The sequence below is a fragment of the Streptomyces sp. NPDC001027 genome (assembly GCF_040299045.1).
Lineage (GTDB): Bacteria > Actinomycetota > Actinomycetes > Streptomycetales > Streptomycetaceae > Streptomyces.
The window spans coordinates 1-13160 of sequence record NZ_JBEPBI010000076.1; the positions used below are offsets into that span (position 1 = coordinate 1).

The window sequence follows — 13160 nt, forward strand, 5'->3', positions numbered from 1 at the left end:
CGCCAGCGCGCCGGGCGCGCTGGCGGACACGGAGTCACGGCCGCCGCGGGTGCTGGCGCCGGACCCGGAGGGCGCGGGCCGGTTCGGCGGCCGGTCCTTCGTCCTCGGCCTGCAGGGGCGCCCGGCGGCGATCGGCCCGACGGTCCCCGTCGCCGAGGCCGCGCACTCGCTGCACTGGGCGACGCGCGCGCTCGGGCTGATGGGCCGCGAGGTGCTGCCCCGACAGGGCGTGGTGCGCTGCGCCGCGACAGCCAGTCGCACGCCGCCGGACGACTGCCGAACGACGTCGGCAACGGCGCCTTCACCCGCACCGTCGACTCGGTCGCCCCGTCGGCCGGGTGCGTCGACGCCACGGGCGTCTCGGTGCGCGTGCCGGCTCCCTCCGCGTCGGGGGCGGCTCCGGTGAGGGCCCCGGCGGTCAGCAGCGCCGCCAGTGCGGCGCCTCGCCATGTCCTGCCTCTGCCGGGACTCGTCTTCGCGGTCTTCAGCGACGTCGTGGACTTCATGGGCGGACCGTAGGGCGGCGGGAAGCGCCCCGTCGGGGAGTGCTCACAAGAACGCAGCGCCCGACGCCGCCCTTGTCACCGGGCCGCAGTCACCGGCCCGCAGTCGCCGCCCGCCGCCAGGCCGGCGGGACGGCAGTCGCACCCCGCCGTGGCCGGTGACGCCGACCGGTGGTTGGCTGGTCCCGTTCCGGCAGCCAGTCCATCCGCAGGAAGGCCCCCGACATGAGCAACCCGCACGCACTCGAGTACAAGGTCGTCACCTTCCGGGAGTCGCTGATCGGCGACGCACTGGACAGCGACAAGCTGGAGAAGGTCCTCAACAAGCACGCCGAGGACGGCTGGGCCCTGAAGGCGATCACCTCAGCCGACGTCAAGGGTCGCATCGGCCCCGGTGCGGTCGAGGGCCTGCTCCTCACCCTGGAGCGTCCGCGCCGCTGACGACCCCGGGTCGGCCCGTCGTGGTGAACGGCGGGCCGACCGGACCCCCCGCGTCGGCGAAGAACCGGATGAGACCGGGACGGATCCGCACCGGTCTGTCCGGGCCACGCGGGCTGCACGGCCTGTGCGATCTGTGCGATCTGTCCGGACTATGCGCCGCGGCGGATCCGGGCCGCCTTGCGGGCCTCGGCGATCTGGCGTGCCTCGGCGGACCTGCGGGAGTCTCCGCCCGCCCTCCCGGGACGGGCGCCCATGCCGCGGAACGGGGCCCCGCCGCGCTTCGGACGCTCGGTGGCCGATCCGCTGCCGGGAAGCGGCACGCCGGAGGGAGCCTGGGCGCCGGTGATGCGGCTCAACTCGGCCTCACCGGAACGGACCTGCGTGATCTGCGGCCTGATGCCCGCGTCGGACATGAGACGGGCCATGTCCCGGCGCTGGTTGGGCAGCACCAGCGTGACCACGCTGCCCGACTCGCCTGCGCGGGCCGTACGTCCGCCGCGGTGCAGGTAGTCCTTGTGGTCGGCGGGCGGGTCCACGTTGACGACCAGGTCGAGGTCGTCGATGTGAATGCCCCGGGCCGCGACGTTGGTGGCGACCAGCACCGTCACATGACCGGTCTTGAACTGGGTCAGGGTGCGGGTGCGCTGGGGCTGGGACTTGCCGCCGTGCAGTGCCGCGGCCTTCACTCCGCTCCCGAGCAGGTGCCTGGTGAACTGGTCCACCGCGTGCTTGGTGTCCAGGAACATCAGCACGCGTCCGTCACGCGCGGCGATCTCGGTGGCGGCGGCGTACTTGTCGGCGCCGTGCACCTGCAGGAGGTGGTGCTCCATCGTGGTGACCGCGCCCGCCGAGGGGTCGACCGAGTGCACGACCGGGTCATGGAGGTACTGACGGACCAGGAGGTCGATGTTGCGGTCCAGGGTGGCCGAGAACAGCATGCGCTGGCCGTCGGGCCGTACCTGGTCGAGGAGTTCGGTGACCTGGGGCATGAAGCCCATGTCGGCCATCTGGTCGGCCTCGTCGAGAACGGTGATCTTCACCCCGTCCAGGCGGCAGTCCTTGCGCTCGACGAGGTCGGCGAGGCGGCCCGGCGTCGCGACGACGACCTCGGCCCCGGCGCGCAGGGCGCCGGCCTGCCGGCCGATCGACATGCCGCCGACCACCGTGGCGAGTCGCAGCTTCAGCACTCGTGCGTACGGGGTGAGCGCGTCCGTGACCTGCTGGGCCAGTTCGCGCGTGGGGACGAGGATCAGGGCCAGCGGCTTGCGCGCCTCGGCCCGTCGACCCGCCGTGCGCACCAGAAGCGCCAGGCCGAAGGCGAGCGTCTTGCCCGATCCGGTCCGTCCTCGGCCGAGGACGTCACGCCCCGCGAGGGAGTTCGGCAGGGTGGCGGCCTGGATCGGGAACGGCTCGCGCACACCGAGATCGGTGAGCGTGGTCAGCAACGCGGCGGGCAGGTCCAGCTCACCGAAGGCCGTGACGGCGGGAAGCGCCGGGGTGACGGTGTCCGGCGGTGCGAACTCCCCCTGCTGCGCGGCGGGTCGACGTCCGCCGCCGCCCTGAGCGGCGCCGGTGCGCCCCCGGCCCTGCGGCCGGAAACGGTCGTTCGTGCGAGCTGAACGGCTCACGGGGAACCTTCCTCGAGGGCACGCATCGAGGAATTCCCGACAGACGTGAGCCGGATGAATTGCAAGTACGAGCCGAATACAAGAATGAAAGCATTCCAACGGAATGCAGAAAGCAGCAAGCTGGGGCCCCACCGAACGGTGGGACCCCAGCTGTCGCGGTTATCGCGCGCGCTTCGGCATCAGGCGGGGGTGATGTTCTCCGCCTGCGGGCCCTTCTGGCCCTGCGTGACGTCGAAGTTCACCTTCTGGCCTTCCTGGAGCTCACGGAAGCCGGAGGAGGCGATGTTCGAGTAGTGGGCGAAGACGTCGGGGCCGCCGCCGTCCTGCTCGATGAAGCCGAAGCCCTTTTCCGAGTTGAACCACTTGACGGTGCCAGTAGCCATGTCACATCTCCTTCGGGGCAGTGCCCAGAGGTTCACACCATGCGAACCTCTTGTGTTGCCACAAATGAACCCCGTCCGGATGAGCACCGGAGATACAAAAAACGCCCCACGGCTACGGCCGTAGAGGCACTTGAAGATTCGGGAACCACAACTGCAACTAGGTCCAGACTACCACGGAGTGCACAAACGCACTACCTATTCACCGCGTGCGCCGCTCACGCCCCATTGGCCGCACGGACCGCAGACACCGCACGGACCGCAGGGATCGCCAAGACCGCCTGGACAGCAAGGGCCGCAGGCGGCCTCCAGGAGCCCGGGCCTCCATGGGCGCCGCGGCGGTGGATCCGCACGGGTCGCCGCTGCGCCCATGAGCCCGTCCGTGTGATCGTCAAGCACAAGGAGACGGCATGGCGGGCTCGCGGAGAGCATCGTCGATTGCTGAGACAATGGGCTCTGACCTGCGCTTTCAGATCTTCCGGCACGGTCAGGCCCTCCCTCGGCGCACCACCCGGCAGGCGCAGGGCGGTGAGGAACAAACGGGCTCGCTCCCGCTCCGTCCGGCCGGTTGGCCGTGTCGGAATCTGCTCCCCCATAGCGGCCCTGCGTCCCTCCACAGAGAGGTGCGAATGACCCTAAAATGGGAAAAGCACTCCATGGATGATCGAGGGCAGCGTGTCGGCCAACGACATGGCATCAAGCTCGCACCCGCTCGGCGCCGCGGGTGTCGGCGAAGCGCCCGAACGTGACGACGCGTTGGTCAAGGCCGTGATCCATGCCGTGGAGGTCACCGGAGCACATACCGGAAGCGTGTTCCTGCTCTCCGGCGACCATCGCTCGCTCGTCGTGGCCGCATCCTGCGGGACACCGCCCTCCCTGCTCAGCGGGTGGCGTCGGATCCCGGTCAACAGCCGGATGCCGGTGGCGGAGGCGTGCCGCTCCGGGCGCATGATCCATCTGGCCGACGCGGAGGAGACGATGCGGCGCTTCCCCCAGCTCGCGATCGCCCTGCCCTACCCGTTCGGCTCTGCATCGGTCCCCGTACGGGCGGGCGAGCGGACTTTCGGCGCCATCGCCGTGGTGTGGACGCCCCGGCCGGACGGGACAGGACTGTCGAGGGCGCAGCGCGGACAGCTGTGCTCCGCCGCCGATCGGCTGGGCACCGCCCTCGCCGGACTGCGGGCCGGCGGCACACTCGGTGAGTACGACGAGCGGACGGCTCCGATACTGGTCCCGCTGCCGTCCGCCCCCGCGATCCGGGTGGGCCTGTTCGACTGGAACCTCGACATCGGAGCCCTCACCGCCGACGACGAGCTGTGCGCGATCTTCGGGATTGCGCCCCGCGCGTTCGACGGTCGGGCGGCCACGCTGGCGGCCTGCATCGAGCCGACGGATCTGCCCGGTTTTCGGTCCGCCGCCCGTGCCGCTGTCGAGGAGGGACACCTACTTGCGCACCGCCTGCGCATCCTGGACGGCCATGGTGGGCGCCGCGTCGTCGAGCTGTGGGGCCGGGTGCCGGAGAGCCCCGACGACTCGGAGTCCTCTCGCCGCCTGGTCGGCGCCGTGCTCGACGCCGGGAGCGGCATGGCCGCCTTGGCGGCGATCGAGCGGCTCGCGGACGGCTTCTTCGCGCTCGCTCCCGACGGACGCCTCGCCTATGCCAACCACAGCCTGGAGGATCTGCTGCGGGTCCGCCAGGACGACCTGCTCGGCCGGCGCCCCTGGGACGTGCTGCCTTGGCTGGCCGATCCCGTGTACGAGGACCGCTACCGGGCCGCCGCCGTCTCCCAGCAACCGGTCTCCTTCCTGGTCCGCCGCCCGCCGGACGAGTGGCTGGTCTTCTCCCTCCACCCGGGCGCTCAGGGCATGACGGGATGGGCCTCACGAGTGCGCCGGCCCGTACCGGCCGGTTCCGGACCCGGTACACCAGTCACCGAGGAGGAGCCGCCCGTCTCCTTGGCGCCTCCGCCCGCGGCTCCCCGTGTGGGTTCCCTCTACCGGGTGCTCACGCTGGGCAGCGCCCTCACCGAGGCGGCCACCGCGGACGAGGTGTTCGATGCCGTCGCCGAACAGTTGCTGCCGGCTTTCGGCGGCCAGAAGCTGGCGATCGCCGTGGTGGAGGACCGGCGCCTGCACCTGCTCGCTCAGCGCGGCTGCTCGAAACACTTTCTCGCCCCGTTCGAAGGCACCCCGCTGCACGCCCGGCTGCCCGTGACGGATGCGCTGACCTCCGGGGTCCCGCTGTTCGTCGAGTCCCGGGAGCAGCTCCGCGAGAGCTACCCCGGGCTCATGGCGGGTCCCACCAACTCCTGGGCGTTCCTGCCGCTGATCGCCTCGAACCACCCGGTCGGTGCCTGCATGCTCGGCTTCGACGACGTCCGCCGGTTCCCCGACGAGGAGCGCGGAGTCCTCACCGCGCTGGGCGGCCTGATCGGCCAGGCCCTGGAACGCGCCAGACTCTACGACGCCAAATTCGCCCTCGCTCGCGGCCTGCAGGACGCGCTGCTGCCGCACCGCCTGCCCACCCTGCCGGGGCTGCACGTCACCGGGCGCTATCTTCCGGGCACCCGGGGGATGGACATCGGCGGCGACTGGTACGACGTCATCCCCACCGGCGACGAGGTCGCACTGATCGTCGGGGACGTCGAGGGGCACAATGTCCCCGCCGCGGCCGCCATGGGCCAACTGCGCAGCGCCATGCGGGCCTTCGTCGCCGCCGGCCACCGACCGAGCGACGTGGTCGCGGGCGCCAACCGGCTCCACATGGACCTCGACCCGGCGCTCCTCGCCAGCTGCTGCTACGCCCGGCTCCATCTCCGTTCGGGGATCGCGCGCATCGTCCGCGCGGGCCATCTCCCGCCCCTGCTGCGCCTGCCCGACGGGCACACCAAGATCCTGGATGTGCCCGGCGGCCCACTGCTCGGCATCGACGCGACAGCGGACTTTCCGGAGTCGGAGCGGCGTCTCGCTCCAGGGTCGGTCCTGGCCCTCTATACGGACGGGTTGATCGAGAGGCGCGAGTCGGACATCGGTTCCGACGTCGAGTGGCTTCGGGGGGCGCTGGCCAGGCTTGGCAGGGGCGGCCTGGACGATCTGGCCGACGGGCTGCTGCGGGATGCCTGCCACGCTTCCCCCGACAGGGCGGACGACATCGCGCTCCTGCTCACCGAGTACGCCCCGCCACGTTGACCAGTCCCCGCCGCCACCGTCACGTGCCCCAGATCTTCCGGTACGCGGCCTGGTATCCCGTCGGATCCCAGGTCGTGGCGCCGTGGCTGTTGTCGGCCGTGCTGATGTGGACGGGGGCCACATAACCGCTGGCCGGCCGGCCGGAGAAGGCGCGGTTGAACTCGTCGACGATCTGCCAGCCCTGCAGGGACAGCGGCTCGGGCACGGTGGCCGCCTGGTACTGCTCGCTGTCGATGCGCTGGAAGGCGGAGGGGTCGCCGTCGCCGGCGCCGATGTTGAAGGGCGGGCCGGAACCCTTCTTGCCGGCCGCGCGGAACGCCGGGGCGGCATCGGCGAAGTACAGGTCGTTGATGGCGACGGAGTGGGTCCATCTGCCCTGGAAGCGGGAGAGCAGTGAGGAGATCTCCCGGGGCGTGCGGCTGCTGGCATCCGGGATCGGGATGTTCTCGTACGCCAGCAGCTTCACCCCCGCGCAGGTCGCCAGCTCCTTCCTGATCAGGTCGGACTTGTACTTGGCGAAGGGGATCGAGGCGTCGGTGAAGACCACGGTCCCGGCTGTGCCGTCGGAGCTTGAGATGACCCACTGCGCACTGGCTCTGGCCACGTCCTCGACTCTGGTGGTCACGTTGGTGAAGAGCCTGGGGCGCCGGCTGGGGCCGGGGGAAGCGACCGCGTGCCAGCCGACGAGCGGGATGCCTGCCGCGTTCGCACGCGCCACCTGCTGCGAGGTCGAGCCCGGGTCGAAGCCCCCGATGACGATGCCCGAGGGTCTGACGTCCACGGCCTCGCTCATCGCCGCCTGGATGCCGGCGGGGGTGCCGCCACCGTCGATCACCCGGACGTGCCAGCCGATGACGCGCGCGGCTTCCCGCACGCTGTCCGCAACTCCCGCGACTCCGGGATTGGTCATGGTCTGGGCGACGTAGACGATGGTCTTGTCGGCCACCGCCGTGGGGCCGCTGGTCGGTCCGTTCCAGGGGACGTCGGTCCGCTCCGCCCGGCTCACGGCGGCCTGGGCCCTGGCCTGGGCCGCGGGGCAACCGCTCGGACCCGAGGTGGAGTGCGCCGGGCCGCTCGACGAGCCGCGTTCACAGCCGGCCAGCACGAAGACCGCGACCGCGAGGGCGGTGGCAGTGGACCGCGCGTTGCGGACCGTGGGGGTGTTGCGGTTGCGGTGCACGGAAGCTCCTTGCGGAGGATGCCGCCCGGGCCCTCTGGCGATGCCCGCGGCGTGGGTCATGGAGAGCTGCCCGGCGTGCCGTCGTCCTGTGTCGCGGCGGGCGAGTCGCGGGCGACGACCGCGCCGGTGCGCAGCCGGCGCCGAGCGGAGTAGCCGGCCAGTCCGACGGCGAGGAGCAGGGTGCCGCCGTAGAACAACGGGACCGTCCAGAAGTCGCCGCCCATCTGGGCGATGCCGGTGAGGCCGACGGCGAGGACGGCCACGGCGACGAGCGTGCCCAGGGCGTTGGGGCGGCCGGGTTTGATGGCGGTGGAGCCGAGGAGGGCGCCGACGAACGCGGGCAGCAGGTAGTCGAGGCCGACGCTGGGATTGCCGATCTGCTGCTGAGCCGCGAGCAGACTTCCGGCGAAGCCGACGATCAGGCCCGACGCGGCGAAGGCGTAGACGGTGTACTTGCGGGTCGGAATGCCGACCAGGTCGGCGGCGCGCGGGTTCGCCCCGACGACGTACAGGTACCTGCCGAGCGGTAGCCGCTCCAGAACCAGCCAGAGGGCGATCGTGAGCGCGAGCACGTAGAAGGCGGGAACCGGCAGGCCGAGGAACTTCGAGTCGTAGACGTCCGTGAAGGCGGGTGGCAGGCCTTGCGGGCCGGGGACGATCCGGCCGCCGCCGGTGACCCAGCCGGTCACCGCGTACATCATGCTGCCGGTGCCGAGCGTGGCGATGAACGAGTCGATCCGTCCGAACTCGACGACGACACCGTTGAGGACTCCCACGACACCCCCTCCGGCGATCACCGTGAGGCAGGCGAGCGGCCAGGGCCACCCGTCGCCCACGACGAGCTGCATCACCATGACGTGCGCCAGGCCGAGGCCGTAGCCGATGGAGAGGTCGAACGCGCCGGTCACGACGGGGACCATCGCGGCGAGTGCGAGGACGGCCGGGATCGACTGGTTGGACAGGATCGAGTCGACGGTGTCCCCGGTGGGAAACGTACGCGGCAGGGCGAGGGAGAAGGCCAGGAAGAGCAGGGCGGTGAGCGCCAGGAGGCCATAGGCGCCGACGAGTTGCCCGCTGCGGTCGCGCAGTCGGGCGAGTCGCCTCGGTGGGCCCGAGCGACGCGGCCGTGGCGGGGGCGCAGCCGGAGAGGGGGAGCCGTTCACGGATTCGCCGCGGTTCCGGAGGAGGGCAGGGCCGAAGCCGCCCGCGTGAGCTCGGTGACCGTGAGGGCCGGGCCGGTCAACTCGGTCGTCACGGATCCGCGGACGAAGACCAGGGCACGCCGACACACGCTCGCGACCTCCTCGAAGTCGCTGGAGATGAGGAGGACCGCGAGACCGGCGGCCAGCGCCTCGTCGAGCAGGCGGTGGATCGCGCCTTTGGCGCCGATGTCCACGCTCGCCGTCGGCTCCTCCAGGATCAGCAGGCGCAGGCCCAGCCTCAGCCACCGGCCGATCATGACCTTCTGCTGGTTCCCCCCGGACAGGGTGGCGATGGCGGCCTCGCTGTCGTGGGGACGCACCGAGAACCGTTCGATCAGGGCGCCGGCCTCGGCGCGTTCGCGGCGGGGGCTGATCCAGCGCAGCGCCGACAGGCCTCCCGCCCGGGGGTTGGCCAGGAGGTTCTCCCGTACGGTCAGCTCGGCGAGGCACCCCTCCCGCTGTCTGTCACCGGGTACGAGGGCGACACCCCGTCCGACCGCGTCCGCGACCGTGCGGGGACGGTACGGGCGACCGCCGAGAAGGGCCCGGCCGCCGAGGAGGGGCCGGGCGCCCGCGAGGGCTCGGGCGAGGTCCATGTGTCCGGCGCCCGTGAGACCGACCAGGCCGAGGACTTCCCCCCGCCTGAGCTCCAGACCGACCGGTCCCGCGTCGGGGGTGCGCACCCCGTCCAGGGTCAGGAGGGCCGGGCCGCCGCCCGGGGCGGTGAAGGGGCGGTGGTCGGTCGGCTCCTCGCCGGTGATGTCGCGCACCAGGCGGCTGGGGCCGTGGTCCGCCAAAGAGCCGTGGCTGACCAGGCGCCCGTCGCGCAGCACGGCGAAGGCGTCGGCGACCTCGTACACCTCGTCCAGGCGATGGCTGACGTAGAGGATGCCGTGCCCCCGGTCGCGCAGGGTGTGCAGCACGCGGAACAGCCGTGTGCAGTCCGCGGCGGGCAGGCGGGCGGTCGGCTCGTCGAGGACGATGAGTCCCGCCCGTGCCGCCAGAGCTCGTGCGACGGCGACAAGCGAACGCTCGGCCGGGGCAAGGCGGGCGATCGGCGCGTCGGGGTCGAGATGTCCGGCGACGACCCGTAGGGCCTCGGTGCAGTGTTCTCGGGTGAGGCGCCAGGAGATCAGTCCGCAGCGGCGCGGATACCCGGTGCTCAGAGCGATGTTCTCGGCTGCCGTCATCCACTCCACCAGGCCGAGATCCTGATGGATGAAGGACATGTGCCGGGAAGCGGCGTGGCTCCCGAGCGGGTGCCCGGCCACGGTGACCTGCCCCGAGTCGGCGTGGTGGACGCCGGCGAGCACCTTGATGAGCGTGGACTTCCCGGCTCCGTTGGGACCGAGGAGGGCGAGGACGCTGCCGGCGTGGACATCGAGGTCGACCCCTGCGAGCGCGAGGGTCCCCCCGAACCGCTTGGCGAGTCCGCGGACACGGACCAGAGGTTCCGCCCCGAAGGGCGGGACCGCATGCGCAGAGGTGTCGTGGGCCTCGTGCACGGACCTCTCCGGGGTTGGACCTGACGGGTTCTTCCCGATGGGCATCAGTGACATTAGCGGTACATGTCGCATATTTATTGACATCTGACCGCTGTCTGTGACCCCAACGGAGCAGCGAATCGCCGGGTCGGCGCCTCAGGCTCCCTGGAGCCCGCATTCGGCCCAGATGACCTTGCCCTGCTGGGTGTATCGCGTGCCCCAGCTCTGCGTCAGCTGCGCGACGAGGAACAGGCCGCGGCCACCCTCGTCGGTGCTGGCCGCTCGGCGCAGATGTGGGGCGGTGTTGCTGGTGTCGGAGACCTCGCAGATCAGGGTGCGGTCGTGGAGCAGCCGTACCCGGATGGGCCCCGCGCCGTGGCGGATGGCGTTCGTGACCAGTTCACTGAGCACGAGTTCGGCGGCGAACGCGGCCTCGTCGAGTCCCCAGTCGGCCAGTTGCCGGGTGGCGGCGGCGCGGACCTCGCTGACCTGGGCCGGATCCGCGGGCAGTTCCCAGGTGGCGATCCGCTGGGGGGCCAGGGCGTGGGTGCGGGCGACGAGCAGGGCGATGTCGTCGCAGGGGTGGGCGGGGGCCACGGTGTCGAGTACCGCCTCGCAGGTCTCGTCGGGCGTGCCGTTGGCTTGGGCCAGGGTGGCGCGCAGCTGATCGAGGACCACGTCGACGTCGCGGTGGCGGTCCTCGATGAGCCCGTCGGTGTAGAGAACCAGCTGGCTGTTCTCAGGGAGTTCGATCTCGGCGGCTTCGAACGGCAGACCGCCGAGGCCGAGCGGGGGTCCGGCGGGCAGGTCGGGGTACCACACGGTGCCGTCGGGGCGGACCAGAGCGGGCGGGGGATGGCCGGCGCGGGCCATGGTGCACTGCTGTGTGGTCGGGTCGTAGACGGCGTAGAGACAGGTCGCGCCGATGATGCCTGCGTCCACGGCGCCGGGGTCCTCCCGGTCCAGGCGTCCCACGAGTTTGTCGAGATGGGTGAGGACCTCGTCCGGGGGGAAGTCCAGTTCGGCGAAACTGCGGGCGGCCGTGCGCAGCCGCCCCATGGTGGCTGCGGAGAGCATGCCGTGACCGACGACGTCGCCGACGAAGAGCCCGATGCGGCTGCCGGACAGGGGTATGACGTCGTACCAGTCCCCACCGACGTCGGATTCGGCGGGCAGGTAGCGATGGGCGACCTCGACGGCGTCCTGGTCCGGCACACCGTGCGGGAGCAGGCTGCGCTGCAGGGCCAGGACCATGGTGCGTTCGCGCGTGTAGCGCCGGGCGTTGTCGATGGACAGTGCGGCACGGGCGCCCAGTTCCTGGGCCAGCGACCGGTCGTCGTCCCCGAACGGCGGCGAGTCCTGCGCACGGTAGAAGCCGGCCACGCCCAGGACTACGCCGCGGGCGACCAGGGGCACCGCGACGAGGGAGTGGACGTGGCTCAACAGCTGTGCGGAGTGCTCGGGGTCCTGCGCGAACCAGCCCGCGGCAGCCTTCAGGTCCGGTTCCAGCACTGCCTGGCCGCTCGTCAGACACCGCGACTGCGGCATCGTCGGACCGTAGTCGACCTGTTTGCCGACCGGGTGGAAGGGACAGTCGTCGTGGATGCCGTGGACCACCGTACGGCGTAGGTCACCGCGGGGATCGGCGGACTCCTCGCCGCGGAGCACGGCCTCGGGCAGGTCGATGGTGACGAAGTCGGCCAGTTGCGGCACCGCCGACTCGGCGAGCTCCCGGGCGGTACCGCGCACATCCAGGGTGGTTCCGATGCGGACGCCGGCCTCGGACAGCAGTTCCAGGCGGCGGCGCGCGGCCAGGGCGTAGCTCCCCACGTGCGGCTCCCCCACCATCATGAGCCCTCTCCCGGGGGGCGGGGAGTCGGAGTGCTCGTCCGCCGTGCCGTCGCCGGCCGTGACGCGCTCGACGCCCACGACGACAGGGCCGGGCTCCATGCCGGGTAGATACTCCGACGGCGGGGTGACGTGGAGCTGCCGGGGCGCCGCGTCGGGAACGGCCCCGGAGAACGTGAGGGAGGTGGCGGCGGCAAGCTCGGCAGGGAGACCCAGCTGCTCGTGGACCTGATGCGGGAAGACGAGGGGCTCGCGCGGTGAGGGACCGGGGAGAACGGCCTCGACGGCGAAGCCCTCCACCCCGGAGGCACTCGTCATCGGCCGGCTCACGAGCGTGACCCGACGGCCGTCGGGCAGGGGCACGTCGACACAGGCCCGCTGCGCGCGGGCGATGAGCTCGGCGGCCTTCTCCATGAGGATCGCCCGGTCGCGGGGGCTCATCTCCACGGCCAGTTCCCGCACCCCGACGCGGTGCCGAAAGCCTGCGGCGGCCTCGGCTCCGCTGTCCAGGTACGCCCGCAGCAGGGCGCGCTCGCGCGCGGAACTCTGCTCGAGCAGCCGCCCCTCGATGGTCTTGGCCGCCTTGCGTATCACGGTGTCCAGCGCCGGGTCCTCCGCGCTGCGTGGATAGCCGAAGCACAGGACGCCCTCGACGCGGCCGCTGAGCGGGTCGCGGAGGGGAAGCGCGCGGCAGGCACTGCCCTGGGAGCGTTCGGCGAAGTGCTCGGCGCCGTAGACCCGGATGGGTCGGCGCTCGGCCAGGGCGAGACCGATGCCGTTGGTGCCGGCGACCTGCTCGACGAACACGAACCCGGGGACTGTCTGGATGGCCGGGAGAGCTCTGGCCAGCGACGCTTCTCCGAAACGGCGCAGGAGAACCGTCCCGCTCGCATCGGCGACGGAGATGTTCATCGCGCTGCCGGCGAACACGACCTGCAGCCGGTCGAGCACCGGAACGGCCGCGTGGACGATCCGTCCGTCCGGTTCGAAGTCGTCCCGGAAGGGGAGGTCGGACTGGTTCGGCGACAGACCCAGGGTGCGGCAGCGCCGCCAGGAATCCAGGATCGACGTGCGCACACCCGTCTCGACCGGCTCACCCTGCAGGAACCGCTCACGGAAACCGGCGGGCCCCGTGCCGCCTGGCGCACGCCCCGTCGGTATCGGATCTTCGCCGGCCCGAACCACGCTCCGCCTCACTCGCGCCTTCGACAGTCAGTCTTTCCGGAATGTCCCGATATAGACGAGGATACGGGCATCGGAGGCGCGAGTCACCGTTCACGAAGCCCCTCACACACGGTGACCGGC

General features: G+C 71.7%; 8 protein-coding genes and 2 pseudogenes. 3 read left to right on the plus strand and 7 right to left on the minus strand.

Going from position 1 to position 13160, the window contains the following annotated elements; genetic code table 11:
• A pseudogene (locus ABT300_RS21525) lies at positions 1-244 on the plus strand (PucR family transcriptional regulator); the annotation flags it as partial.
• Here ABT300_RS21525 and ABT300_RS44525 read toward each other — a convergent pair.
• Positions 213-422 (minus strand): annotated as a pseudogene (locus ABT300_RS44525) (hypothetical protein); the annotation flags it as partial. The pseudogenes ABT300_RS21525 and ABT300_RS44525 sit on opposite strands and share 32 nt — an antisense overlap.
• 306 nt (positions 423-728) lie before the next feature.
• On the opposite strand from ABT300_RS44525, the gene ABT300_RS21530 reads away from it, so the two are divergent.
• Positions 729-944 (plus strand): DUF4177 domain-containing protein, encoded by a 216-nt coding sequence (locus ABT300_RS21530; protein ID WP_057582602.1) that lies wholly within the window; start codon positions 729-731, stop codon positions 942-944.
• A gap of 149 nt (positions 945-1093) precedes the next feature.
• On the opposite strand, the gene ABT300_RS21535 is transcribed toward ABT300_RS21530, so the two are convergent.
• Both ABT300_RS21535 and ABT300_RS21540 read right to left on the minus strand, forming a co-directional pair.
• On the minus strand, positions 1094-2572 hold the full coding sequence (locus ABT300_RS21535) for a DEAD/DEAH box helicase (protein WP_351678088.1): 1479 nt from the start codon (positions 2570-2572) through the stop codon (positions 1094-1096).
• A gap of 179 nt (positions 2573-2751) precedes the next feature.
• Complete coding sequence (locus ABT300_RS21540) at positions 2752-2955, minus strand: cold-shock protein (RefSeq protein ID WP_151476138.1); 204 nt, start codon at positions 2953-2955, stop codon at positions 2752-2754.
• 657 nt (positions 2956-3612) lie between these two features.
• Between ABT300_RS21540 and ABT300_RS21545 the strand changes: the two genes are divergently transcribed.
• Positions 3613-6141, plus strand: a complete 2529-nt coding sequence (locus ABT300_RS21545; protein ID WP_351678093.1) for a SpoIIE family protein phosphatase — start codon at positions 3613-3615, stop codon at positions 6139-6141.
• Between the two features lie 19 nt (positions 6142-6160).
• On the opposite strand, the gene ABT300_RS21550 is transcribed toward ABT300_RS21545, so the two are convergent.
• The 4 genes from ABT300_RS21550 to ABT300_RS21565 all read right to left on the minus strand — a co-directional run bounded on the left by ABT300_RS21550 (position 6161) and on the right by ABT300_RS21565 (position 13040).
• Complete coding sequence (locus tag ABT300_RS21550; RefSeq protein WP_351678096.1) at positions 6161-7321, minus strand: substrate-binding domain-containing protein; 1161 nt, start codon at positions 7319-7321, stop codon at positions 6161-6163.
• 56 nt (positions 7322-7377) lie between these two features.
• Positions 7378-8484: an ABC transporter permease gene (locus ABT300_RS21555; RefSeq protein ID WP_351678099.1), complete on the minus strand. Its 1107-nt coding sequence runs from the start codon at positions 8482-8484 to the stop codon at positions 7378-7380.
• Entirely contained in the window at positions 8481-10028 is a 1548-nt protein-coding gene (locus tag ABT300_RS21560; RefSeq protein WP_351678101.1) for a sugar ABC transporter ATP-binding protein, read from the minus strand. The genes ABT300_RS21555 and ABT300_RS21560 overlap by 4 nt, the downstream gene beginning before the upstream one ends.
• Positions 10029-10163: 135 nt before the next feature.
• Positions 10164-13040 carry a SpoIIE family protein phosphatase gene (locus tag ABT300_RS21565; RefSeq protein WP_351678104.1) on the minus strand — a complete coding sequence of 959 codons (2877 nt, stop codon included), beginning with the start codon at positions 13038-13040 and terminating at the stop codon, positions 10164-10166.
• Positions 13041-13160: the final 120 nt, after the last annotated feature.